This is a genomic window from Acidiluteibacter sp., from assembly GCF_055129545.1.
Map to the genome: position 1 here is coordinate 53,403 of NZ_JBSRUB010000026.1, position 23,922 is coordinate 77,324.

The following is a 23,922-nucleotide window of genomic DNA, read 5'->3' on the forward strand; positions in this document are numbered from 1 at the left end:
TCAATTTTGAATTGCGATATTTGTTATTACACAATAATTTGACTGAAAGCGCATTTTAAGGATATGAACAAAGCTTTAAAACTCACTATATTTTTCCTTTTTCTTTTCATTTCGAGTACTCCACTTTCTGCACAAGATTGGAAAATGGTTTTAGAAGCCGTTGTTACTGAAGATGGAAGAAAATTAGGCAATGCCTCTGTAACTGTTTTTAAAAATGGAACCAAGGTAGAATCGTTGAATACTGATGCTAAAGGGAAGGCAACAGTTAAATTAGATGCAGGAGCCAACTATATGGTGACATTTTCCTCCATGGGGATGATCACTAAAAAATTAAATATTGATACTCGAAATGTTCCACCAGAAGATGGCGGACAAGATTTTTTCTTTCCTGCTGAAGTTGATATTTTTCAGAAAATTCCTGATTTAGATATTAAAATCCTGGATCAACCGATTGGTATTATTCGGTATAATCCTGGGATCTCCAACTTTGATGTAGACTTAGACCATACACGGAAGGTAAAAGCACAGTTAGATCAGCTTCAAAAAGAATATGAAGCTAAAAAAGCAGCAGAAGCTGCCAATGCTGCTAATGCTCAAAAAACGTATGACGCAGCGGTAAAAAAAGCAGACAAGTTTTTTGCTGCTGAGCAATGGAAGGAAGCGAAAGAAGAATATTTAATTGCACAAAAGGCAAAACCAGAGGAGTTGCATCCATCTTTTCAATTGGGAGAAATTCAATCTAAATTAATCAAGCAAGAGCAAGCAGATGAAAAATACAATGCAGCCATGGAAGCTGCTAATAAAGCATATGCCGCGAAAGATTTACAAAGAGCAATCGGAGAATACCAAACCGCTAAAAGCTTAAAACCCTCTGCGACTGAACCCGATTCAAAAATAAAAGAAATTCAGGGCATGTTGGCCAATCAAGCCAAAACGGAACAAGATTATTTGGCGGCAATTAATGAAGGTGATAAAGCATTAATTGTAAATAATTTGGAGCAAGCAAAAACTGCTTTTCAAAAAGCAGCAGAATTAAAACCATCTGAAACATACCCCAAGAATAAGCTAGCTGAGATCAATGACTTTATGGCAAAGTCTGCGGCAAAAGACAAAGAATATACTGCAGCGGTTGAAGCAGGAAATAAAGCAATTGCTGCAAAAGACTTAACCGCAGCCAAGGCTGAGTTTCAAAAGGCGCAAGGTTTGAAACCAAAAGAGCAGTTGCCGCAGGATAAACTGAAGGAAATTGAAGGATTAATGGCAAACCAAGCCAAAGTGGAGCAAAATTATTTAGCTGCCATTCAAAAAGCAGAGGATGCTTTAAAAGCGAATCAATATGATGCAGCAAAAGCAGGTTTTGCCGAAGCTTCTGGAATAAAGCCATCTGAAGAATATCCAAAAAACAAGATCAAAGAAATCGATGATTATTTGTCGAAACAACAAGCGAAGGAAAAAGAATACACAGATGCTATCGCCTCAGCTGATAAAGCATTAAAAGCTTTGGATTATACCGCTGCGAAAACGAGTTACGAAAAAGCCATTGGTATTAAACCGCAAGAAGCTTATCCAAAAGGGAAGATTGCTGAAATAGAAGGGATTTTGGCTGCCAATGCCAAGAAAGAGCAAGAGTATACCATGGCCATCCAAGAGGCGGATAAGGCATTAACTGCTAAAAATTATGAAGGTGCAAAAACAGCCTATCAAAAAGCAGGAGGTCTAAAGCCTGATGAGAAATATCCAAAAGATAAGTTAGCTGAGATAGATGGAATTCTTGCAGAACAAAATAAAAAGAATGAAGAATATCAAAAAGTAATAGCAGAAGGTGATGAAGCTTTAGCTGCCTCAAACTATTCTGGTGCAAAAACGGCATTTGAAAAGGCCGGAGGGTTAAAGCCTGCAGAAGCTTATCCAAAAACCAAATTAAAAGAAATCGAAGGAATTCTAGCAAAAGAAGCAGCCAACGAAAAAGCTTACGCTGATGCAATTGCTGCTGGTGACCTTTCGTTGAAAGATAAAAAGTATGATGCAGCAAAGAAAAGTTATCAAGCTGCAGCAGCTTTAAAAGCTGGAGAAGCTTATCCAAAAGATAAAATTTCTGAGATAGATGGATTGCTTGCGGAACAGGCTAAACAAGAGCAAGCCTATACTACAGCCATCACTTTAGCAGATCAAGCTTTGTCATCAAAGGATTATACAACAGCAAAAACAGAATTTGAAAAAGCAAGTGGATTGAAGCCGGCGGAAGCATATCCAAAAGATAAGCTGAAAGAAATAACGGCTTTATTAGCGGCTGCTGAGAAAAACGAAGCTGCCTATGCAGAAGCCATCAAAAAAGGGGATGCCGCATTCGGAAAAGAAACTTATGAAGAAGCAAAAGCTGCTTACAATGAGGCATTAAAGTTAAAACCTTCGGAAGTTTATCCAAAAGATAAAATAGCTGAAGCGGATGTTAAAATAGCTGCCAAACAAAAGGAATTAGAAGAAATAAGAATTGCCAAAGAAAAGGAAGCCGCTCAAGATAAGTTATACCAAGAGGCAATAGCTAAAGGTGATGGAGCATTAAAAGCTAAAGATTATGCTGCTGCTGTGACTGCCTACCAAGGCGCTTTGGCCATAAAAGCCAATGAAGTTTATCCTGCTGATAAGATTAAAGAAGCTCAGACGGCGATTGCTGCATTAGAAAAAGTAGAGCAAGAATATACTGCTGCTTTAAAAACTGGTGATGATGCGCTTGCGGCTAGTGATTTTGTGAGTGCAAAAGCTGCTTATAACAAGGCATTGGGTATTAAACCAAATGAAAAATACCCTAAGGATAAGATAGCAGAAGCCGATAAGTTGGCTGCAAATGCTGAAGCTGCTGCGTTGGCCAAAGCTGAAGCTGAGAAAAAAGATAAGGAATACCAAGATCAAATTACCGCGGCTGATGCAGATTTGAGTGCAAAAAACTTTGAATCTGCGATTAAAAAATACAATGCAGCATTGGCCATTAAGCCAAATGAGCAATATCCTAAAGACAAGATAAAAGAAGCTGATGGTTTGGTTGCTGCCGCGATGAATGCAAAAGAAGCGGCTGAAAAGGCTGCCAAAAAAGAGGCAGAGTATGCTGCATTAATTAAAGATGGTGATGCTGCTTTGAATGCCAAGAAATATGATGATGCAAAAGCAAAGTATAATGCTGCATTATTGGTTAAAGACGAGCAATATCCAAAAGATAAGATAAAAGAAGCCGATAAGATGATTGCAGATGAATTGGCTGCGATGGGTGCAAAAGAAGCGGCTGAAAAGGCTGCTAAAAAAGAGGCAGAATATGCTGCATTGATTAAAGAGGGTGATGCTGCCTTAGGTGCCAAGAAATATGATGATGCAAAGGCAAAGTATAATGCCGCTTTGTTAGTAAAAGACGAACAATATCCAAAGGACAAAATAAAAGAGGCCGATGATCTAATTGCAGCGGCTATGAATGCTAAAGAAGCTGCAAAGAATGAGGCTGAATACCTCGCTTTGGTAGCACAAGCAGATGGCGCTGTTAAGGAAAAGAAATATGATGAAGCTGTTGGCTTTTTCAAGAAAGCATTGGCAGTTAAACCTTCTGAAACTTATCCACAGACAAAGATCGATGAGCTTAATGCGATGATGGGTGAGAAGGCTGCAGCAGATGCAGCAAAGAAGAAAGCAGCTGAACAGTTGGAAAATTACAATAAACAAATTGCTGTGGCTGACGCGTTGTTAGCTAAGAGTAGTTTGGAAGAAGCGAAATCTGCCTACAATAAAGCGATTGAAATAAAGGCTGATGATTATCCTAAAAAACAAATTGAAGAGATCAATGCTAGAATAGCAAAACTTGCTGCCGATAAAGAAGCAATAGCGATAAGTAAAGAGAAGGATGCTAAATTAGATGCTGAGTATAGTAAAGTATTGGAAAATGCGAACTCTAAATTTGTATCTGCTGATTATACAGCTGCCATTGAAGGCTATAATTCTGCCTTAAAAATTAAGCCAAATGAGACCTATCCTATTGAACAAATCAAAATAGCAAAGAAGAAACAAGAGGAGCAGTTAGCTGAGGAAGCAAGAAGAAAAGCGGCAGAAGAAGAAAGTTATGAAACGAAGGCCACTTATTTGAATATTATTGCAAAAGCAGATCAGTCTTTTGCTGAAGAGGACTATCCAGCTGCGAAAGCGAAATATGAAGAAGCGTTAACTGTGATGGATGAACAATATCCAAAAGATCAGTTGAAGGCGATTATTGATAAAAAAGCCAAAGAGAAAGCAAAAGCTGATGCTGAGGCATTAGCAAAAGCTGATGCTGCTAAGGTGAAAGCAAAGTTGGATCAGGATTATCAAATTGCACTGGATAAAGCAAATGCTTTCTATGATGTGAAAAAAATGGAATCAGCGCTTGCAGCTTATGAATTTGCCTCTAGCTTAAAGCCAAATGAGCAACTCCCAAAAGAGCGAATAAAAGAAATTAAGGATCAACTAGCGATGGCTGATGCAAAAGCAGAAGAAGCTCGATTGGCAAAAGAAAGACAGTTAGCTGCTAAAGAACAAGCGGCACAAAATGAAGCTGCATTCAATGAATACATTAAAACGGCTGATATAGCTTTTAAAGCAAAGGATTTACAAAACGCAAAAAGCGATTACCAATCAGCATTGAGATTGAAGCCGGGTGAGTCTTACCCTGAAACTCAGTTAAAGTTAATAGCTGATCAGTTGGATTCTGAAAGAAGATTGAAAGAAGAGGAAGCACTTCGATTGGCGCAAGAAAAAAGAAAGCAACAACAAGAAGCCAGCAATATTAATGTAAGCGGAAAAACAGAAGCTGAAATTGAGGCAATGTATCGCGAAATGTGGTCGAAGAAAAATAGTCAAAAAGCAGAATTAAAAAATGATGAAGCAGAGCTTTTAGCTCAGAAAAAACAAGTGCAAGTAGATGCAGACGAAGCTAAAAGACAAGAAGAATTAAGACGTTTACAAGACATTACGGTTAGTTTGAATGAAAATAAACCTGCAAACAGCGAACGTTACCTTCAAAATTTAGATGAAGTAAATTCATTGGCTGACGGAATGAAGGATGGAGAGGAAGGTAGAATGATGGCTGCTAAACGATCTCGTGAAGAAAAGCAAATGGAGCTCGACGATTTACAAGAGGGAGTAACAGCAGGAAATGAAGCTAAAACCATTCAGAATGTAAATGACAACTATGAAATAGTTAAAACGAATACGCTAGCGAACGAAGAATTATTAGCGAAGAAAAAAGCGGAGCAGGATAAAAGAATCAATGCTACTCGCGATGTATTGGTTGCACTAGATCAAAAAATTCAAACGTATCGTGCTGAAAATGCAAAACAACGACTTGCTTCTACCTCGGGTTTACCAACAGCGCAGGCAGAATACATGGAAGATTTCAATACATCCAATGTGAAAGAAGCCAATCAAATCATTGAAAGTAATCAAGCGAAAATAGAAGCTTTATTAAAAGCCAAAGAGGACGCTCAAGCGCAATACAATCAAGCAATGGAGCGCAAGTCAAGTGAATTTAGAGAGGGGCATGTTGCGCGAGAAGAAGCATTTGAGCAAAACATTGACAAGCAAAATCAACGAATCAATGATGTTGATTTGGAGGCCTTTTACAGAGGGGAGAAACGACCTAGAAACGATGCAGAATTAGCGAATAAATATGCTCAAGGTGTTACTGAAGAAATTATAGATGGCGATCAGAATAGCACGACCATTAGAAGAATTGTGGTGACCGGAACTCAAGTGGATATTTATGAGAAGACTTTCTACTCTTGGGGTGCCATTTATTACACAAAAAATGGCTCTAACGTTGAAGAAGAAATGTGGACAAGAGAAACAAAAAAATAAAATGAATCGTTTTTTTATTTTTTGTTGCATCACCTTCATTTATGGTTGTAGTTCTACTGTTGAGAAAAAAATAGATTCTGGAACTGATTCAAATGGAGTTTCTGAATCTATTAAATATGCCAAAGGTTTTGAGATAATTCATTTTAATGGTTACTCGAAGTTGAAAATTTTGAATTCTTTCAAAGGAAACAATCAACAATTTGAATACATCGTTTATACTGATTCATTTCAATTGCCATCTAACGAAGCTGTTTTAATTCAATCGCCGGTAAAACGAATGGCGGCGCTTTCCTCCACTTATATCCCGTTTATAAAGCTTTTGGAGGAACGCAATTCCATCGTTGCGATCAGTGGAAAAAATACAATCTATGACAGTTTAATTTACAATCGAACAAATGAAGGACACATAAAAGATTTGGGCGAACCAACCTTGAATGTAGAGCAAACAGTGTTATTGAATCCTGATTTAATCATGGGATTTGCCATAGATGCGAAATCAATGAAGCAGTTAATGGAGTTGGAGCGCTTTGGGCAAAAACTACTTATCAATGCCGAATACATGGAAGAAACTCCCTTAGCAAAAGCAGAGTGGATCAAAGTGTTTGGATTAATCTACAATAAGCAAAAACAAGCGGATAGTATTTTTGCTGTGATAGAATCGAATTACTTGAAGTTAGTAAAAGAGGTAGAAGGTGTAGCGAAAAAACCAACTGTATTTTCTTCTGCGCCATGGAAAGGAACTTGGTTTGTTCCGGGTGGAAACTCCTTTCAAGCAACTTTGTTTAAGGATGCTGGAGCTGAATATTTATGGAAAGATAACAAAGAAAATGTAAGTCTTTCCTTGGACTTTGAGGTCGTTTTGTCAAAAGCGTTAACCGCAGATTATTGGTTGAATGTGTCAAATTTTCAAACACTTCAAGAGATCTCTGAGGCGGATGAACGATTTGAATTGTTTGAAGCATATCTCAATAAACAAATTTACAACAATACCAAAACATTGACTTCATACTATGGAAACGATTATTGGGAGACTGGTGCAGCTCGCCCTGATTATATTCTAGCAGATTTGGTACATATATTTCATCCCGACATCAATCCAAATCATGTGTTTAATTACTACCAAAAACTAAATTAGTCTTGAAATCCAACGGTATAAAATGGGGATTGCTAATTGGGTTACTTCCAATCCTAATGGTTTTGAATGTAACATTTGGATCAGTGACCATTCCTTTTTCCGATGTTTTATCTGTGCTTTCCGGATCTGGGAGTGAGTTTATCGCTTTTGATGCCATCATTTGGAATAGTCGAATTCCAAGAATCCTAACTGCTATATTGTGCGGAACTGCTATTTCAATCAGTGGATTACAAATGCAAGTACTGTTTCGAAATCCTTTGGCTGGTCCTTATATATTGGGAATAAGTTCTGGGGCAAGCCTAGGAATCTCACTGTTGGTAATGGGTGCAGGGCTCTTTTCAGTGACTACATTTGTCTACAGCAGTTGGACATTGGCTTTAGCTTCTACGATTGGTGCTTTGCTAATTTTGTTGATTGTTTTCATGATTTCTGTGAAAGTGAAAGATATAATGACCGTATTGATTGTGGGAATAATGTTGGGATCATTTACAACAGCTTTAATAGGAGTCATGCAGTATTTTAGTTCTGCTGATCAACTGAAGACTTTTATTATATGGACAATGGGAAGTTTGGATGCAGTGAACTATGAAGAAATTACTGTCATTTCAATTGTTGTACTCATTGGTTTATTGATTGGGACTTTTAATATTAAGGCATTAAACTTATTGTTATTAGGAGAAGGATACGCCAAAAGCATGGGATTGAACTTATCTCGCAGTAGATTATGGATTATACTAAGCACGGGCTTATTGGCTGGTTGTATTACGGCATTTTGCGGGCCAATTGGGTTTATTGGAATTGTGGTGCCTCATTTGTGTCGAATCTGGTTTCAAACGGCGAATTCTAAACTGCTTTTTCCAGCCTCGATCTTAATGGGCATCAATTTTATGTTATTGAGTGATTTTATCGCTCATGTGCCTAGTTCAGACTTGGTTTTGCCTATTAATTCAGTTACTGCTATCTTAGGTGTGCCAATAATATTTTGGATGGTTTTAGGGCAGAAAAAAATATCAAATAGCCTATGAAAACGCCAGTCATTCAATTGAAATCTACTTTAGTGGGATACGGTCACAAGAAAGGTGCTTGTGCAATTATGGCTCCTATAAATGTCACGGTTTCTGAAGGTGAATTTATTTGCTTAATTGGTGAAAATGGAATGGGGAAGTCGACCCTTTTAAAATCTATTTCAGGAGAAATTCCAATTATTTCTGGAGAAATATTGATCAATGGGTATATGCTTTCTACTATCTCTACTCGCGACTTGGCTGCGCAGATGAGTTTGGTGTTGACTGATCGAATTCAAATTGGATTAATTTCTGTTTTTGATTTGGTGGCTTTTGGACGTTATCCGTTCACCAATTGGTTGGCGAAAATGACCGGAAAAGACAATCAAATAGTCCATGAAGCGATGGAAAGTTGCGGTGTACTTCATCTAAAAGATCGTTTTTATAGCAATTTGAGTGATGGAGAAAAACAAAAGGTTTCTATCGCTCGAGCAATAGCTCAACAAACCCCATTAATACTGTTGGATGAGCCTTTGAATCATTTGGATTTAATCAACAAGGCTGAAATATTTAGTTTATTGATGCGGTTGTGCACCGAGCAGAATAAAACAATTGTTATTTCTACACATCAAGTGGAATTAGCCCTCCAAGCTGCAGACAAAATCTGGTTGATTAATTCCAATCATCAATTGATAGAAACTACACCCAACGAAGCGATTAAGAATAAATTATTTGAACAGGCTTTTATTAGTGATAAGGTAAGATTCGATCCGATTTCCAGAACCTTCCAATTAAAAACTACTTTGTAGGAGCACCATAGTCTCGCCTTCTGCGCTTCATTTCACGCTTATATTTACGCTTTCCTATTTTCTGATCCTTTTGATATCCATCAGATACTTCCACGCTTGGTGGTTTTCTTCCCATTCCTTTTTTGTCCACACCTTTAAATCCTTTGTAAGGATTACAACTAAATAAGAGAGAAGCAATGGCAATAAAAATTCCGATGGTTTTAGCCTTCATTTTTTAGTTTTTTGATATCCGAAATTAATCGATCCACATCCGTTTCAGAAGTTCCATCATAAAACCCTCGAATTCGTTTTTTTTGATCTATTAATATAAAATTCTCGGTATGAATAAAGTCATTCACTCCTCCAGTACCTTCTGTGGTAACTGCAAAATACGACTTTCTTGCCAGACTATAAATCTCTGCTTTGTCGCCAGTTAAAAAAGTCCATTGGTCAAGATTTGCTTGATGTAAGTTGGCATATTCCTTCAATATTTTAGCAGAATCATATTCAGGCTGAACGGTATGGGATACGATTTTGAAGTTGGTATCTTCAGCAAAGGCTTTCTGAACCCGCTCCAATTGGTTGCTCATCACAGGGCATATAGTAGGGCAGGTGGTAAAAAAGAAATCTGCTACATAAATCTTATTTTCAAGGAAGCTATTGGTTACAGTATCGCCGTCTTGATTCACTAATTTGAAATCACGAATTTTATGATTTCGAAAGGTATCACGCTGATCTTCGTCTACTAATTTAGGGTTTAAATCTTTCGGACTGTATATTTTTAGCGGTTGTTCTTTGTCTAACATAAAGTAGGCGATGAACATACCAATAACCATGATCCCTACACTAATTAGTAATCCTGCTTTATTTCCCATCAACCTTTTTATCCTGTTTGATCAATTGTCCGATATAATCATCTAATGCTTCTACTTCAATCTTCTTAATCAATATTTTCTTGTCCTTATCTAATAAATAAGTTTGAGGCGTGCTGTATACATCATAAAGGTGTCTAAAATTACTCGTGAATTCACCACCGTCAGATCCATTAATCCAATCCAAGTTATTGTCTTTGATATACTCCAACCACTTTTCATTTTCAAAATCATTTCCAACTGCAAATACTTCTAAGCCTTCACTTTTATATTTGTCATAGATTTTTTTGAGCACTGGTGTCGATTTTTTACAATGTCCGCAGTCAGGAGACCAAATGTATACTATGGTATATTTTGCTTTTACATCATACAATTGTAAATACTTCTGTTGAGAAGGATCTTTCACAATAATGTTGGGCGCCTTTTTTCCAATTAATAAAGGTTCCAAAGCATCTGTTCTTTCTTCTATCTTTTTTAATTGCTTTTCATTTACCCAGTCTGCTTTTCCGGTTAAGTAGTACTTTCGGGCCATGTGCACAAAAATGGCATCCATACCGATATAATCAGACTTCTCATAGGTGGAAGTGATGTAACTCAAGGTGTATCGAAAAATTTCAGGATTTGTCGCTTTGCTCAATAAATAATCACCGGCAACAATTATACTGTCAGGTATTTGAGGAGTTAGTTTACTGATGTAATACTCCATTTTTTCATGGTAAGCAGGACTATTTAAAAACCGCTCGTCATTAAAATCTATGTGATCAAATAAATGAGATTTAGTATAATGGTAAGCAAATGAACTATCTATTTCTCCTTTTTTGTTTTTGGGTGCCTCAGGAACAGTTGGGTACTCCATAGCCAATAGAAATTTAACAGTAAAAGCATCCTTATTTTTTTCGAAGAAAGTACTTCGATAAGTGTTCACTTCTTTGTCTAAATCGGTCATTTGACTTTCAATTTTCGACTTTTCTTTTTTAGTTAATGAGGAATCAATAGCTTGTGTTCGATAATTGGCCATTAACTTTTGACGGCTTGTCAAATAATTCATGTATTCGTAAAACAAGGTGTTTTCAGGACTGCCTTGAATCTTCATATTTTGAATCATATTGGCTGTATCTGTTGACATACTGAATTTTTGCTTGTCAACAAAAAAATCAAAATACCGCCTATTATTAGCAACCAAAGAATACATGCCCTCTTTTAATGGCTTATTTCCGGTAAAGGTGAAACTACCGTCTTTTACTAATGCGGTATCTTTATAATATTGCCCACCACCATAATAATTAGAAAGGTATATTATAGAATCTTGAAGGCCTTTGATCTTAAAATCCAATTTGTAGGAGTCTTGGGCAGAGAGCTGTATCGAAAATGCCACAAGAATGAATGATAGTAGTGCTTTTGAGTTCATCATAGAAAATTCATTTACAACCAAATTTACGATTTATCAGTTCTATATTGCCAAATTAACGAACGTTAACAGCTGATTTGTTGGAGTAGAGGAGTTCATAAGGAATGGCACAATTGATGTCCTTAATAATTCCAATTGGATGCACTATTTGACGACCAATTTCACATTTAATCAGTATTATTGAATCATGGCTACGCCCCTTTGGATTACACTTATTATTGGCTGCATTATCGCAATTATTTTTGGGATTATATTTGGATTCTATTTGTTGCAAGAGGCCTTAATATTCAATCCAGTAAAACTAAATAAAGAGTTTAAATTTCATTTTGAACTCCCATTTATTGAACGTTGGTTTAGGGTTAGTGAGACCGTTCAATTAAATGCGATTCACTTTAAGGTTGATCAACCAAAGGGGTTGATATTTTATTTACATGGAAATGCTGAAAATGTAAAATATTATGGGGAGGAAATTCAACATTTAACTCAATATGGCTATGATATTCTACTTTTTGATTACAGAGGTTTTGGGAAAAGTGATGGGAAAATAAGAAGAGAGCGAGACTTGCAACGTGATGCAAAAATCATCTACCAAGAAATGATGAAGGAATACGATGAAGCCAATATAATTATTTATGGCTATTCTCTTGGGACGGGTATTGCGGCTAGATTGGCCAACAGAAATCAGCCCAAAGCCCTAATTTTAGAAACTCCTTATTACAACTTTATTGACTTAATTCGTTGCCATAAAGCCTACTTGCCTGCTGATCTAATTACAAAATACAAATTCAGAACTGATCGTTATTTGGATCAAGTGAATTGCCCGATCTATTTATTTCACGGTACGGAAGACAAACAAGTTCCGTATAACTCAGCATTGAAATTAAGTACATTGCACCCAAAAGCGACTTTTGTGTCCATTGATGGTGGCACTCACAATGATTTGATGAGTTTTCCTGAGTACAAAAAGGCTATAGCAACAGTTTTAAATTAAGCGTATAAAGCCGCTTTATTCATTTCAGAGGTAAAGTGGAAGTTAATGTCTGGATAATTGTCCATGGTAATTTGTAATACTCCTCTAGTTTGTGCTAAAAACACCAAATTTTCATCCTTATCGTAAACGATGTAGTTGGACTTCAATCGAACAAATTCTTCTAGAATATCTTTTTTATCACAAGTGATCCAACATGCTTTGTAAAAGTTCATTGGATGGAAGTTACAAGTCGCACCATACTCGTGCTTTAAACGATACTGAATTACCTCAAATTGCAATTCACCAACAGTTCCGATGTATTTTTTATTTCCCATTCGTTGAGTAAATAATTGGGCTACACCTTCATCTGTTAATTGCGCAATTCCTTTCTCCAACTGTTTTGTTTTCATTGGATCTGCGTTGATTACTTCCTTGAATATTTCAGGAGAGAAAGAAGGGATACCTTGGAACATAAAATTTTCTCCTTCTGTTAATGTGTCACCAATTTTAAAATTACCCGTATCGTACAATCCGATTACGTCTCCTGGGAAAGCTTTCTCAATCAAGTTTTTTTCTTGAGCCATGAAACTCGTCGGGTTATTGAACCGCATTTTCTTATCCAATCGAACGTGGTGAAAGAATTTATTCCGCTCAAATGTACCTGAGCAAACCCTTAAAAACGCGATACGGTCACGGTGATTTGGATCTAAATTGGCATGAATCTTAAACACAAATCCGCTAAAATTTTCATCAGTTGGCAACACTTCTTTTCCTTCTGCTTCTCTTGCTTTTGGATTAGGAGCAATTTCTATAAAAGTGTCTAACATTTCACGAATTCCGAAATTGTTCACCGCACTTCCGAAAAACACTGGTGCAATTCGACCTTCTAAATACTCGTTTTTATCGAACGGTTCATATACGCCTTCAATCAACTCCACGTCTTCTCGCAATTGATTGGCATATTTACCCACTAACTCATCCAGTTTAGGATCAGACAAATCGCTAATGGTAACGATGTCACGTTCTATTTTAGTTTTATTTGAGCTAAATAAGTTTACATTTTTATCTACCAAATTATACACTCCTTTAAAAGTAGGTCCAATACTAATTGGCCAGCTTAGCGGACGTACGTTGATGTCTAATTTCTCTTCCAATTCATCCAATAAATCAAAAGGATCTTGTCCATCCAAGTCCATTTTATTGATGTACACGATTACCGGAGTGTTACGCATCCGACAAACTTCCATCAATCGTTCAGTTTGTGTTTCTACACCTTTCACACAGTCAATTACAAGTATTACGCTATCTACGGCTGTTAATGTTCGGTAAGTGTCTTCCGCAAAATCCTTGTGACCAGGAGTATCTAATAAATTGATTAATTTGCCTTTGTACTCAAATCCCATCACAGAGGTAGCGACAGAAATTCCTCTCTGTTTTTCAATTTCCATGAAATCCGAAGTAGCAGACTTGGTAATTTTATTGTTTTTTACAGCTCCCGCTGTTTGAATCGCCCCACCAAAAAGCAACAATTTTTCAGTCAAAGTCGTTTTCCCTGCATCAGGGTGACTAATAATTCCAAACGTTTTTCTTTTACTGATTTCTTCTTGTAACTTCATGTGGCTATTTTGAGGACGCAAAATTACGAAATTTGAAAAGGAGTTTGTTAACCAAATGAATGAAAAACTTGTTTAATAAAAGGTAAAAAGCCATCACTATAAATGGAGTAAAATTTATTATTTTCGAAAAAAAATTAACTATGGTAAAGTATTTAGGAAAAACGCTAGTATTAGCGGCTATTGTTGTGATGTCTTCATGTGGTGACAAAGCAACTAATCAAGAAGTGAAGGAAGAAGTTCAAGTAGTGGAAGAGGTCAATTTCGAATTACCTAAATTAACTAGTCAAGAATATAAATTCATTACAGAAGATTTGATTTCAAAAGGGGTAGATGTAATGAATAACGAAACTGGTGAAGCAAAATTTGAAGTGTATTGCTTTAGTGAACAAAGTGTCGTTGAGGATTGCATGAATCAATTTTCAGAAATAATAGGAGGAGAGGCACTTATCGTTGAAAATGTGATAATTGATGGAGTAGATAAACAATATGCTTATCGAATTAAAAAACAATAAATATTTAAACTAAAAACGGCTCTTTTAAATTCTAAAAGAGCCGTTGATTTTTTATTCATCTACTTTTTTAAGCTTTTGGATAATCAATATATCCTTCTGCCCCCGGAGTGTAGAAAGTATCGAAATTTGGATCAGAAAGCTTTTGATCATTCTTCATTCGTTCAACTAAGTCAGGGTTAGAAATAAATGGGCGTCCAAAAGCAATTAAGTCTCCTTTATTTGAATCTAAATCTGCTTCTGCACTTTTCTTATCATAGCCTCCAGATAAAATTAACGTTCCATTGAAATTGGATCTAAAGTAGTCTCTAATTTCAATAGGTAGTGCTGGAGCTCCCATTGCTTCATGGTTCACTAGGTGAACATATGTAACTCCCAGTTCATTCATTTTGTCTGCTAAGTATTTGTAAGTTTCTTCTTGCCCTTCAAATGGTGCTATATCATTCATTGCTCCATTCGGGGAAAATCGAATTCCTACTTTTTCTTTCCCAATAGCTTCAATAGTTCGTCTTGTTACTTCTATTGCAAATCGACTTCTATTCTCTAAAGAGCCACCCCATTTATCCGTTCTTAGGTTACTTCCTGCATTTGTGAATTGTTCAATTAGATAACCATTCGCTCCATGTATTTCAACACCATCAAAACCTGCTTTTATAGCATTCTTGGATGCAGATACGTATTCTTCTATCGTACTTTCAATTTCGGCTTCCGTCATTTCTTTCGGCGCTGGCATTTCCATTTGTCCTTCACCGTCAACATACATTTTTGTTTCGGTTGGGGCGATTGCAGAGGCTGAAAGTATAGTGGTTCCTTGTTCCATATTACCGGGGTGCGACACTCGACCAGTGTGCATCAGCTGTACAAATATCTTACTACCACTTTTGTGAACAGCTTCAGTCACATTCTTCCACTCTTTTACTTGTGCTTCATTATATATGCCGGGGATTCTAGGATAGCCTGCACCATTTGGAGATGGTGCAGTTCCTTCGGTAATGATTAAACCAGCTCCTGAACGTTGCTCATAATACGTGGTCATTATATCTGTAGGTATGTGACTTGCTGTTGATCGACTTCTCGTCATTGGAGCCATCACTACCTTATTCTTTAATTCTAAATTGTCTTTTTTATATTTACTAAAAAGCGTCATATCTGTGTTTTAATTTATATGTATATACATTTATTGTACAAACATATAAATTTTACATCAGCTGATAATCTATTTGGTATTAAATTTTGTTAAGTGAACTTTATTTATAAATACAATGAAAATAAGGTTGTAATAAAAATGTCAGAACCTATTCAAACAATGAGATCTGTTTGGAAAATAAGTGCTCATTTTCAAGAGTTAGCAGTTTTTTCTTTGCAGCTAATCCACCTGCGTAACCCACTAATTTTCCGTCACTGCCAATTATTCGGTGACAAGGAACAATAATAGAGATGGCATTTGCCCCATTTGCAGAGGCCACCGCACGGATCGCTTTAGGGTTTTTCAATTGGTTGGATAATTGAATGTAGGATTGAGTCTTACCGTATGGAATTTGAAGTAATTCTCTCCAAACAGTTTGTTGGAAAGGTGTCCCAATCAACTTTACTGGAATATCAAGTTCTTTTCGATTTCCATCAAAATATTCTTTTAATTGTCTGATTGTTAATTGAATTAAATCGGAAGTTGAGTCTTCAAATGTTGCATTCGTAGCAGTTTGAATCCGCTGGTCAATTACCGCTCGCATTTTACGATATTTCCAATCGCAGAGCACAAGTTCTTCCTTAAAAGAGCCAATTAACAACGTTCCAAAAGGAGATTGGTATTCTTGTACTTGAATGGATTGGGTCATTACAATTGGATTAAAGTCTGCTCGATTGCTTTTCTTAAAGGAGCAGATATTTTAACCAATTTAGCATATTTAGACCAATCTTGAACAACCGCATTGATTTCATCAATAATGAGATTCGGCTTTTTAATATTCATTGATTCGGCAATGGTTAAAATGTCAGCTCTAGTAAAGTCAGATCGTTTTCCATTAATGCTTAGCGCATGTTGGCTAACCCAAATACTTCCAGGCCGATAAGCGTGGCAAATATCATAAGCTGGAGCTAACTCCCATGCTTGATTTTGTTTGAGTCTAAATGCAAAGTTTTTGGTGTGATCGTCACAATTTCTAGACAAAATATTAAATACCATTCTTCTAAACAATTGTTCCGCTTGTGGATAGGGGAGACGCAACATTCTCATGGTTTCAAAAAGCTGTTCGTAGCTAAAACTATTGACCTCATTAAAATCGAAATGTCGCATCGCACAAAAGGTTTGAATGTGGTGCTTTTCTCCATCTATGCTTCGGTCAAACCGTTTTGTCATAAAATGTGCTCTGCCATTTTCTTCTAGTAAACGACATTCCATCATTTCAATTCCGCAAGCCTTAGCCATTAAATAGTAAGCCATTTCTACTCGTCCGTATCCTTTGGTATTGCCAAATTGAGCGTCGCTAACACCATCTAACTTCAATAACCAATGTTCAAAACCTTCGTCAGTTTTAGCTTGACCTGACTTTATTTCGCCAGTAGTCTCGTTAAATGAAATAATGGCCTTTGGTCGAGCACCACCAGCAGAAGTACCAATTTTCAATAAATCTTGTAATGCTTTCAGTTCATCTTCTTGTAAATTGGTCAAAAATGATTGGCGTTGTCCCAATACCTTTTGAGCCATATTCACCAAACTATCTACCTCTAAGTCGAAGTTATTTGTGAGTTTTGGCATTTTACTTGGTTCAAAGGTAAGCGCACCCATTCCTCGTTCACCAATAAAACAGAGCTGTTCCACAGGATTCATACTATCTACTGGTCGATTGTTTTTAACTAACCAAGCATTGATTAGTTGGTTTCCATAATTATCAGGTAGAGTGTCTGCTATCAATCCAGGCAATCCCTTAAAGGTTTCATTTTTTCTCAAACTAGGAAATGAATATACGCTCCGACCTTGGCTGATTGGCATAAGTATAGGCGCTAAATCTTGATTCGTTTTTAAAAAGTTGGCCTCATATTGAAAACTTCCAATTCCTTCCTCAGGATTCCAACTGATTGCCCCAACGCGTTTTCCCCAAATAGATACAAATGCAGCTGTTACCATTCCCATTCTCCTTTAGGTTCTTCAGCAATATTGCCTCCTGATGCTCGCTGACGCTCTTTTTCTTGTGCTTTCGCAATGGCAATAGGACTAACTGTTTTCTCAATATTGAAAATAGATAGTAAGTGCAATAAATTCAAGACTCTCAACACTTGAAGTAGAGTAGTCGTTGTTACTGTTTCTCCTCGTTCTAACAAACTAAGCGTAGACCGGCTAATTCCAGCAGCAGTAGAAACTTCTGACTGAGTTTTGTTTTGTTGTAGACGCTGATATCTGATAAACTGACCAATATGTTCTAAGAGCCCTTTATCGGTATAGGCATTCCAATTTATGTATGAATTATCGTTCATTATTAAACTTTAACTTTCTAGTGAATTATTTCTCATTCAAAGATACGCATAATATTCTTAAATTTAATTATGCAATATGAATGAGTAGTCATTCGTAATGATTATTTTAATGACTTAATGTATGATTTATAATGCAAGAAAAGTGTGTCTATAGCTGTACCAATTATTCCACATCATTTGCCAAACCTTAATCGGGTAGAAATAATTAATTTAATAGTAATCAGTATTTTATAAGGGATTTTTGTTTTTGGTTTAACTTTTATAGTTAATATAGAAACAAAAAGAAACGCATCATGGATAAAGACACCAAGAAGATACTAGTAAATGGGATTGCCATATTAAGTGCATTTGCCTTGAAAAAAGTAGCCGAAAAATTAATAGAAAAGAAAAGACCAATACCGGAGGAGCCCGATAATCCTTTGAACAATCAAACATGGCCGCAGGCAATTGCATATGCAGCAGCAGCTGGAGCAGTATTGGGAGTTTTTAAACTAATTACTGAACGAACAGCCAATCAGCAATTAGAGAAAATATACGATTAGAAAAGGGAGTTTAATCTTTTGCAACATATTTCACACCTGCTTTAATCGGAATATTAATGTCGTTCTCTCGAGGAGGAATCGGGCAAGAATATTTGCTGTTGTAGGCACAATAAGGATTATACGCTCGATTAAAATCGATCAATATAGAATCTGATTCAACCGTTTTTAAATCAATGTAGCGGCCTCCTCCATAGGTTTCTGAACCATTGGTAGCGTCGGTAAATGGAAGGAATAGGTAATTCTCATATCCTTCTCGAGTTTTTAAATCTTCAGATTGGTAAATCATTAATGAAACCGGGATGGAATCAATACTGAAAGTAGCTCTATAATAGGGAGAATACACTGGCAAACGATCAGTAGTTGTTTCCATTTCAAATGCATCCTCATCTATAATTCGTTCTATCGCTGCATTAATTACCCAATTGGTATCAATAGGATAGAAGGGAAGTTCTGTGAATTTTGAACGATCTTCTGGTTTAAGCGGGGAATGCAATGAGTCGGCATACTCTATATTTAGTTTGTCTTGAAAGGCTTTTGCACCATCAAATTTGGATTGAGAAAAAACAAATGATGAGAAAAGAGTCAAAACTCCTAGACAAACAATTTTCATAATTTTTGAATTTGAACCTGTGTGTAAACGTTTTCACTCCAAGTACTTCCTTTACCAAATCCAGTGTTTAGAAGACTAGTTGTTGTGCACTTGTGTTGCACTATGAATAGCTCTCCGCCAATGCCGACTTCCACAATAATAGATAATTGACTGGAAGATGAGGCAAACTTATTGGAATAACTCATGGTACCTGATCCGGATACCGAGTTTTTTGTAGCGTTGAATAATCTAGCTTGATGCTCATCAACCTCAAATGCAGGTGCACTAATGGTGATCAAGTAAATACCAGAATCAATACTTATAGTGTCGTTGAGTAAACTAACATTTGCAAGGTCACCACTTATGGCATTTAAATCTCTTTTCTGCCACGCTCCACTCGTGAATTTTCCTCCATTGGTGCTAACAGGTTTTATATCACTAATCAAAGTAATTCCCGAATTAGATACATTGACAACATTACTAACATAGGTGACATTAGTAGCACCTCCGAGGGTATCCCAAACAGCTCCATTGTAAAAATAAAAACCTTTATATCCATTGGTTTGAAAAACCAATAATCCAGTTGCAGGAGCAGAAATGGAAAGTCTTTCTGAATCGAGCATTCTTGGCGCTAGAAAACCTTTGTCAGTTGAGCGCAATTCTAAGATAGATGAGTTCTCAGGGTTTCCACCGTCCTTATTGATTAGAACGGATTGACAGATTCCTATTTGATGGATGAAGAGTGAAAAAAATACGAGAGTGAAAAACTTGCGAAATATATTCAAAGAATGAGCTTTATTTAACTAATAGTGAATTCAAAGTTAAATCAAATCCAATTAATTCCACTTATAAATTCTGTGAAACATCAATTATGTAAGTCGAATTTCAGTTTAAAGTCGAAATATAGCAGCTTAAACTTTTTAGAACAAACGACCTGGAAATACTACTAATTCAATAAAGTTAAATTCAAATTGATCCAATGAAACTGTTTTACCTGTATTCATTCCTACATTCAAATTTGGGAAATACCTCAAATGAGTTCGCAGGTAAAACATTTGCAAACGATTTGGTCGAATATCCCAACCGACTGTGATACCGGGTTTAATTCCGTTAAAATCACCAGTTGTTTTTTTATTCGCTTGAGTTTGATTAACTGTAAGTTGCTCATAACTAATTGCAGGTCCAATAAATGGGGCAAAACCGTGGTAATCACCAATGAATTTATAGGCTTCTAATGTGAATGCTCTTCGACTAACAGTTTGATTAAAATCATAAGCTTCTAGTTCACTCTTATTTTGTCTGTAAGCTAATTGAACGTGCAGGTCGGGCTTGTGCCAATAATAACCCAATCCAAATTCAGCAAATACAGTTACTTTATGATTATCTGCATATGGAGCTGCAAACTTATTATGATCAGAAGTTTTTGTATAAAATGCAGACGAAGGACCAACGCCGAAAGTGAATCCATTCAATTTTTTTCTTCTAGCCAATGTATCAGTCACCATTTTAGTTCGACCACTTTCCCAGTCTTTTTCAGCGCTAACAGTGGTTTCTATCATCCATTTATAACCTATAGACAACCAAACACGATGAGTTGAAACTTGTGCAGTTTGTGCTGTGCTGATGTAGTATTTTTCTTTTGATTGAAAATTATACCCAGCTCCAATTTCGAAAAGATGATTGCCTTTATTGTAGATTAAACCTGCAGTTAGTGGAAACTTGAATCGTGTTAAAGTGACTCCATTTCCTTGTTGGTAATTGTGACTTAAAAAAGCTGTACCAACAAATGGTCGGATTTTATTGTGTTTAATTTGCCAAGGGAAATATCGAAATCCAGTTTCTACTCCTGCATCAAAACCACTTGAATTCCAATTAGCTATTGGTATTGCAATATAAAAATCGGCATGCCCCCAAAAGTGTGTTCCCCCTATGACCAGTCTAGAACTATATTGATCATTTAGTTTAAATTTTTCCAATTCATTTTTAGAATTCAGTCGATAAGAGGAGGTGCCATTCCCTATATTGACTTTAGAGTCAAATCCTACGGTCATTTGTGCAAAACGATGACGTGTTTTTCCACCCTCAATATAAGTCTGTGATTGAGCAGAATAAATAAGCAGAAAAAATAGAACGAAATGCAAACTTTTCATGATGTGAAGTTTTAAGAGTTATATTAATTTTTACCTGCGTACTTTCTTGAATAGTAGATGATCATTGGAGTCAGGATAATAGAAGGTAAAACCCAAGGCAACCACTGTGGATTTATACTAGCATACCAATCAGTTCTTGGACCTGCAGTAACAATGAATGCTGTAATGGTAGCAATATAAGTTCCCATCATCATACCAATGTGCCTTCTCAACCAAGTCATTTTTGGAATTTCTTGACCACGAGTTGTTTTTATAAATATTCTGAGATCTCCAATCACCAAGCTGATACTAATTCCTCCGAATATCATCAAGATAATGTTTAGCGTGTATATCATCACAATCATATTGATTGAACCCAGCAATAAAACAAACCAATCTAGTTTGTTTGGCTTGAGTGTTTTATTTTTGATACTTCTATATCCACTGTAATTCATGAACAATGAAAAGATCCCTATCATAAACAAGAATGGGTTGTTTTTTAAAATTGAAATGATGAATGCTGTTAAAACAACCATTAGCATTGAAAAGAAAAAAACGCTACCAATTTTTCGATGTTGTTTATTCCCCTTTTTTAGAATGAAGATAATTAGTCCACTGCCTAATGCTGTGAAGCCAGAAGCAATGTGGAAGATGAGTGAAATGTTTACAATGGTTTCCATATTTGTATGTTTTTAGCAAATATGGAAGTGATTTAATCACCTGACAAGTCTTTTGGGGTGAACTGCAATTTTAGGGAGGTATAGCAAATGAAAATACTCAAATGCAAAGTTTAGGGACGAATGGTAAGGCGATCTTTAATGGTATTGTTGTGTGATCTACTCACCGGAATTAACTCCTTAATGTTTTGCAAGTGTAGTTTAAAACCTTGTGCATTACCTGAAATATGGTTGACCTTTTCAAGGTTTATCAGGTAGCTTTTATGGCACCTAAAAAATAGACTGTAATCTTTCAATTGTTCATCAACGGTTTTTAGCGTGTTGCGAATAAGAGTAGAAGTCAGTTGATTGTTTTTTAGATAAAAAACAGTGAGGTAATTATCTGTAGACTGAATGTAAAATAAATCAGTCGGATCTAATATTAAATTGTCCGCCTTTGTTTCAGACTCTAATGTGATTAGATTGTCGTTAGAGTGATTGTTAACTTTTGGAAATTCAATTATTTCGGAGTTAATGAGTGATGCCGATTTTTCAAATTTAGTATTAAGAATCTTTTGGTTACCAAAAATGAATAAGATCAATGGAAAGACGGCTAAGGCAATCGTGTAACCTTCAAATGTCATTAAATTCGAAATAGAAAGATTGGCAATTCCTGCATAGTTGGAATAGAGTAGGTTGGCTAAGCCAATTACTGCAACATTTACAATAGACCAAAACAACTGTTTACCAACATTCCATTTTTCTTCACTAAAGTAGTTTCGAAAAAGAGTAGGAAATAAGATGTTTAAAAAGGCCATTGTGATAAAACACGTAAAACCGTATCCCAATGTTAATTCAAGAATTCCTGAAGGTAAAGTATTCAATCCAAAGGGTTGAAAAAAATAGAGAAAAAGAAAAACAAAACTGCTCATCAATATAGACTGTTTCCATTTTTTAGTCTTTGAGGTTTCAATAGGATAAGGAGCCTTGAGCGTTTTAATCATGCTTTATTTTAGTATCTGAATGGTTATAATTAGTGTCTTTATAATTTTCACTTGAAGAAGAACGTCGACGTCGATAGCGCTTCTTCTTTTTGTCTTTGTCTTCAGATTTTACATCACTGTAGTGGTTGTAAACTGTATTGATAAAACTCAAAATGATTCCTATACCTACAATAATATAAAAGATAGTAAATATTTTACCTTCTGCTGTTTGAGGAGAGAAATCACCATATCCAACTGTGGTAAGTGTGATGATGGAGAAATAGATGCTGTCTATCCAATCCCAACCTTCAAGAAAATGATAAACAACTGTACCAGCAGCTAATATTATAAATGTGGTAATTAATAAATCTCTGTAATCGTCATTTTTTAAAAAGGAAACGAGAGTTCGGAAAAAGATCATTTAGAAATTCTAATAGTGAGTTTCAAATGTAATTCAGTGATTCCAGTGTTGCAAGCAACAGAAAAAAAAGTTTTAAATAGATTTTAAGAGTAAATAATAGCAATGAAACTTTAACATGCGCTTTATCCGCTCTGTATTGCCATTGATAGATTTCTAATGAATCGATTAATAAAAACTACATATCTTGCACCCATGAAAAAGAGTGTTATTGTTTTTGGTATTTCTTCCTTATTTTTAGTGAGTTGTGAGACTTTGCAGCCCCTAGTAGGTGAACTAGGTAGAGCAGTTTTAGAAGAGCCTACTTCTGTAATCCCAACAGAATTGGAAATGGGTAATGGTTTGAAAGAGGCCTTAATTAAAGGAACAAAGGAAGGAGTAGCTAAATTGGGCAAAGAAGGCGGATTTTTGGATAATCCTGCGGTTCGAATTCCTTTTCCGGAGGAGTATGAAAAAGTAGCCAATACGCTAAGAGATATTGGCCTAGGCAATCAAATTGATCAAGTAGAAACTACCTTAAATAGAGCCGCAGAGGATGCCGTTATTGAGGCCTCTCCATTGTTTGTGAATGCCATCACTTCTATGACTATTGCTGATGCTCAGAACATTTTGTTTGGCGGAAAAAATGCAGCGACCTTGTATTTACAAAGTAAAACTACAGCAGAACTGGTGGCAAAGTTTTCGCCCAAGATTAGCGCATCCTTAGATAAAGTAAATGCCACCAAATATTGGTCTGATGTCACTGATATCTACAATAAAATCCCTTTTGTAACTAAAGTAAATGGAGATTTAACCAATTACGTGACGAACAAAACTGTAGATGGTTTATTTTTAAACATCGCAAAAGAAGAAGAAGCTATACGAGAAAATCCGTTGGAAAGAACTACTTCTATTTTGAAAAAAGTGTTTGATTATGCTGCAAGTAAAGCGGAATAATTAAAAAATGAAGTGAGTCCGCAAAAGG

General features: G+C 36.1%; 22 protein-coding genes. 8 read left to right on the forward strand and 14 right to left on the reverse strand.

Annotated elements, in window-relative coordinates; genetic code table 11:
* Positions 1 to 63: 63 nt before the first annotated feature.
* The 4 genes from ACTB0X_RS12710 to ACTB0X_RS12725 are packed head-to-tail and all read left to right on the forward strand — an operon-like array spanning position 64 to position 8,816.
* Positions 64 to 5,868, forward strand: coding sequence for a hypothetical protein (locus ACTB0X_RS12710; RefSeq protein ID WP_463025412.1), 5,805 nt, complete (start codon positions 64 to 66; stop codon positions 5,866 to 5,868).
* A 1-nt stretch (position 5,869) separates the two neighbouring features.
* Positions 5,870 to 7,003, forward strand: a complete 1,134-nt coding sequence (locus ACTB0X_RS12715; protein ID WP_463025413.1) for an ABC transporter substrate-binding protein — start codon at positions 5,870 to 5,872, stop codon at positions 7,001 to 7,003.
* 2 nt (positions 7,004 to 7,005) lie between these two features.
* Entirely contained in the window at positions 7,006 to 8,028 is a 1,023-nt protein-coding gene (locus ACTB0X_RS12720; RefSeq protein WP_463025414.1) for a FecCD family ABC transporter permease, read from the forward strand.
* Positions 8,025 to 8,816 carry an ABC transporter ATP-binding protein gene (locus ACTB0X_RS12725; RefSeq protein ID WP_463025415.1) on the forward strand — a complete coding sequence of 264 codons (792 nt, stop codon included), beginning with the start codon at positions 8,025 to 8,027 and terminating at the stop codon, positions 8,814 to 8,816. Before ACTB0X_RS12720 ends, ACTB0X_RS12725 begins: the two co-directional genes overlap by 4 nt.
* Here the strand turns inward: ACTB0X_RS12725 and ACTB0X_RS12730 are convergent.
* Genes ACTB0X_RS12730 through ACTB0X_RS12740 form a run of 3 tightly spaced genes read right to left on the reverse strand, consistent with a single transcriptional unit; the run spans position 8,806 to position 11,078 of the window.
* Positions 8,806 to 9,027: a hypothetical protein gene (locus ACTB0X_RS12730; RefSeq protein WP_463025416.1), complete on the reverse strand. Its 222-nt coding sequence runs from the start codon at positions 9,025 to 9,027 to the stop codon at positions 8,806 to 8,808. The genes ACTB0X_RS12725 and ACTB0X_RS12730 overlap by 11 nt on opposite strands.
* Positions 9,017 to 9,670 carry an SCO family protein gene (locus ACTB0X_RS12735; protein ID WP_463025417.1) on the reverse strand — a complete coding sequence of 218 codons (654 nt, stop codon included), beginning with the start codon at positions 9,668 to 9,670 and terminating at the stop codon, positions 9,017 to 9,019. The genes ACTB0X_RS12730 and ACTB0X_RS12735 overlap by 11 nt, the downstream gene beginning before the upstream one ends.
* Positions 9,660 to 11,078, reverse strand: coding sequence for a thioredoxin-like domain-containing protein (locus tag ACTB0X_RS12740; RefSeq protein ID WP_463025418.1), 1,419 nt, complete (start codon positions 11,076 to 11,078; stop codon positions 9,660 to 9,662). The genes ACTB0X_RS12735 and ACTB0X_RS12740 overlap by 11 nt, the downstream gene beginning before the upstream one ends.
* Before the next feature lie 184 nt (positions 11,079 to 11,262).
* Between ACTB0X_RS12740 and ACTB0X_RS12745 the strand changes: the two genes are divergently transcribed.
* A complete protein-coding gene (locus ACTB0X_RS12745) occupies positions 11,263 to 12,066 on the forward strand; it encodes an alpha/beta hydrolase (RefSeq protein WP_463025419.1) in 804 nt (267 codons plus the stop codon).
* On the opposite strand, the gene ACTB0X_RS12750 is transcribed toward ACTB0X_RS12745, so the two are convergent.
* Positions 12,063 to 13,661 carry a peptide chain release factor 3 gene (locus ACTB0X_RS12750; protein WP_463025420.1) on the reverse strand — a complete coding sequence of 533 codons (1,599 nt, stop codon included), beginning with the start codon at positions 13,659 to 13,661 and terminating at the stop codon, positions 12,063 to 12,065. The two genes, ACTB0X_RS12745 and ACTB0X_RS12750, sit on opposite strands and share 4 nt — an antisense overlap.
* Positions 13,662 to 13,801: 140 nt before the next feature.
* Between ACTB0X_RS12750 and ACTB0X_RS12755 the strand changes: the two genes are divergently transcribed.
* Entirely contained in the window at positions 13,802 to 14,173 is a 372-nt protein-coding gene (locus ACTB0X_RS12755; protein WP_463025421.1) for a hypothetical protein, read from the forward strand.
* Positions 14,174 to 14,240: 67 nt separating this feature from the next.
* Here ACTB0X_RS12755 and ACTB0X_RS12760 read toward each other — a convergent pair whose 3' ends face one another.
* From ACTB0X_RS12760 to ACTB0X_RS12775, 4 genes are all read right to left on the reverse strand, one after another.
* On the reverse strand, positions 14,241 to 15,317 hold the full coding sequence (locus tag ACTB0X_RS12760; RefSeq protein WP_463025422.1) for an alkene reductase: 1,077 nt from the start codon (positions 15,315 to 15,317) through the stop codon (positions 14,241 to 14,243).
* Between the two features lie 148 nt (positions 15,318 to 15,465).
* Positions 15,466 to 16,005: a methylated-DNA--[protein]-cysteine S-methyltransferase gene (locus ACTB0X_RS12765; RefSeq protein WP_463025423.1), complete on the reverse strand. Its 540-nt coding sequence runs from the start codon at positions 16,003 to 16,005 to the stop codon at positions 15,466 to 15,468.
* Positions 16,005 to 17,294 carry a type II toxin-antitoxin system HipA family toxin gene (locus tag ACTB0X_RS12770; protein ID WP_463025424.1) on the reverse strand — a complete coding sequence of 430 codons (1,290 nt, stop codon included), beginning with the start codon at positions 17,292 to 17,294 and terminating at the stop codon, positions 16,005 to 16,007. The genes ACTB0X_RS12765 and ACTB0X_RS12770 overlap by 1 nt, the downstream gene beginning before the upstream one ends.
* The gene (locus tag ACTB0X_RS12775) at positions 17,288 to 17,641 is read right to left on the reverse strand and encodes a helix-turn-helix domain-containing protein (protein WP_463025425.1); all 354 of its coding nucleotides are present in this window, start codon (positions 17,639 to 17,641) and stop codon (positions 17,288 to 17,290) included. Before ACTB0X_RS12775 ends, ACTB0X_RS12770 begins: the two co-directional genes overlap by 7 nt.
* Positions 17,642 to 17,934: 293 nt before the next feature.
* On the opposite strand from ACTB0X_RS12775, the gene ACTB0X_RS12780 reads away from it, so the two are divergent.
* On the forward strand, positions 17,935 to 18,183 hold the full coding sequence (locus ACTB0X_RS12780; protein WP_463025426.1) for a DUF4235 domain-containing protein: 249 nt from the start codon (positions 17,935 to 17,937) through the stop codon (positions 18,181 to 18,183).
* Positions 18,184 to 18,193: 10 nt separating this feature from the next.
* Here the strand turns inward: ACTB0X_RS12780 and ACTB0X_RS12785 are convergent, their stop codons facing one another.
* The 6 genes from ACTB0X_RS12785 to ACTB0X_RS12810 all read right to left on the reverse strand — a co-directional run bounded on the left by ACTB0X_RS12785 (position 18,194) and on the right by ACTB0X_RS12810 (position 22,961).
* Positions 18,194 to 18,793 carry a DUF1684 domain-containing protein gene (locus ACTB0X_RS12785; RefSeq protein ID WP_463025427.1) on the reverse strand — a complete coding sequence of 200 codons (600 nt, stop codon included), beginning with the start codon at positions 18,791 to 18,793 and terminating at the stop codon, positions 18,194 to 18,196.
* A complete protein-coding gene (locus ACTB0X_RS12790) occupies positions 18,790 to 19,557 on the reverse strand; it encodes a hypothetical protein (RefSeq protein ID WP_463025428.1) in 768 nt (255 codons plus the stop codon). Before ACTB0X_RS12790 ends, ACTB0X_RS12785 begins: the two co-directional genes overlap by 4 nt.
* A 135-nt stretch (positions 19,558 to 19,692) precedes the next feature.
* Complete coding sequence (locus ACTB0X_RS12795) at positions 19,693 to 20,922, reverse strand: hypothetical protein (RefSeq protein WP_463025429.1); 1,230 nt, start codon at positions 20,920 to 20,922, stop codon at positions 19,693 to 19,695.
* 23 nt (positions 20,923 to 20,945) lie between these two features.
* The gene (locus ACTB0X_RS12800) at positions 20,946 to 21,581 is read right to left on the reverse strand and encodes a DUF2306 domain-containing protein (protein WP_463025430.1); all 636 of its coding nucleotides are present in this window, start codon (positions 21,579 to 21,581) and stop codon (positions 20,946 to 20,948) included.
* 110 nt (positions 21,582 to 21,691) lie between these two features.
* Complete coding sequence (locus ACTB0X_RS12805) at positions 21,692 to 22,561, reverse strand: LytR/AlgR family response regulator transcription factor (protein ID WP_463025431.1); 870 nt, start codon at positions 22,559 to 22,561, stop codon at positions 21,692 to 21,694.
* Positions 22,554 to 22,961, reverse strand: coding sequence for a potassium channel family protein (locus ACTB0X_RS12810; protein ID WP_463025432.1), 408 nt, complete (start codon positions 22,959 to 22,961; stop codon positions 22,554 to 22,556). The genes ACTB0X_RS12805 and ACTB0X_RS12810 overlap by 8 nt, the downstream gene beginning before the upstream one ends.
* A 192-nt stretch (positions 22,962 to 23,153) precedes the next feature.
* Between ACTB0X_RS12810 and ACTB0X_RS12815 the strand changes: the two genes are divergently transcribed.
* Positions 23,154 to 23,894 carry a DUF4197 domain-containing protein gene (locus ACTB0X_RS12815; protein ID WP_463025433.1) on the forward strand — a complete coding sequence of 247 codons (741 nt, stop codon included), beginning with the start codon at positions 23,154 to 23,156 and terminating at the stop codon, positions 23,892 to 23,894.
* Positions 23,895 to 23,922 lie beyond the last annotated feature (28 nt).

Excerpts from the sequence above, each read along its gene's own strand:
- ACTB0X_RS12710 (WP_463025412.1), top strand. The coding sequence starts at position 64 with ATGAACAAAGCTTTAAAACTCACTATATTTTTCCTTTTTCTTTTCATT.
- ACTB0X_RS12715 (WP_463025413.1), top strand. The coding sequence starts at position 5,870 with ATGAATCGTTTTTTTATTTTTTGTTGCATCACCTTCATTTATGGTTGT.
- ACTB0X_RS12725 (WP_463025415.1), top strand. The coding sequence starts at position 8,025 with ATGAAAACGCCAGTCATTCAATTGAAATCTACTTTAGTGGGATACGGT.
- ACTB0X_RS12730 (WP_463025416.1), bottom strand. The coding sequence starts at position 9,027 with ATGAAGGCTAAAACCATCGGAATTTTTATTGCCATTGCTTCTCTCTTA.
- ACTB0X_RS12735 (WP_463025417.1), bottom strand. The coding sequence starts at position 9,670 with ATGGGAAATAAAGCAGGATTACTAATTAGTGTAGGGATCATGGTTATT.
- ACTB0X_RS12740 (WP_463025418.1), bottom strand. The coding sequence starts at position 11,078 with ATGATGAACTCAAAAGCACTACTATCATTCATTCTTGTGGCATTTTCG.
- ACTB0X_RS12745 (WP_463025419.1), top strand. The coding sequence starts at position 11,263 with ATGGCTACGCCCCTTTGGATTACACTTATTATTGGCTGCATTATCGCA.
- ACTB0X_RS12750 (WP_463025420.1), bottom strand. The coding sequence starts at position 13,661 with ATGAAGTTACAAGAAGAAATCAGTAAAAGAAAAACGTTTGGAATTATT.
- ACTB0X_RS12755 (WP_463025421.1), top strand. The coding sequence starts at position 13,802 with ATGGTAAAGTATTTAGGAAAAACGCTAGTATTAGCGGCTATTGTTGTG.
- ACTB0X_RS12760 (WP_463025422.1), bottom strand. The coding sequence starts at position 15,317 with ATGACGCTTTTTAGTAAATATAAAAAAGACAATTTAGAATTAAAGAAT.
- ACTB0X_RS12765 (WP_463025423.1), bottom strand. The coding sequence starts at position 16,005 with ATGACCCAATCCATTCAAGTACAAGAATACCAATCTCCTTTTGGAACG.
- ACTB0X_RS12770 (WP_463025424.1), bottom strand. The coding sequence starts at position 17,294 with ATGGTAACAGCTGCATTTGTATCTATTTGGGGAAAACGCGTTGGGGCA.
- ACTB0X_RS12775 (WP_463025425.1), bottom strand. The coding sequence starts at position 17,641 with ATGAACGATAATTCATACATAAATTGGAATGCCTATACCGATAAAGGG.
- ACTB0X_RS12780 (WP_463025426.1), top strand. The coding sequence starts at position 17,935 with ATGGATAAAGACACCAAGAAGATACTAGTAAATGGGATTGCCATATTA.
- ACTB0X_RS12785 (WP_463025427.1), bottom strand. The coding sequence starts at position 18,793 with ATGAAAATTGTTTGTCTAGGAGTTTTGACTCTTTTCTCATCATTTGTT.
- ACTB0X_RS12795 (WP_463025429.1), bottom strand. The coding sequence starts at position 20,922 with ATGAAAAGTTTGCATTTCGTTCTATTTTTTCTGCTTATTTATTCTGCT.
- ACTB0X_RS12800 (WP_463025430.1), bottom strand. The coding sequence starts at position 21,581 with ATGGAAACCATTGTAAACATTTCACTCATCTTCCACATTGCTTCTGGC.
- ACTB0X_RS12805 (WP_463025431.1), bottom strand. The coding sequence starts at position 22,561 with ATGATTAAAACGCTCAAGGCTCCTTATCCTATTGAAACCTCAAAGACT.
- ACTB0X_RS12810 (WP_463025432.1), bottom strand. The coding sequence starts at position 22,961 with ATGATCTTTTTCCGAACTCTCGTTTCCTTTTTAAAAAATGACGATTAC.
- ACTB0X_RS12815 (WP_463025433.1), top strand. The coding sequence starts at position 23,154 with ATGAAAAAGAGTGTTATTGTTTTTGGTATTTCTTCCTTATTTTTAGTG.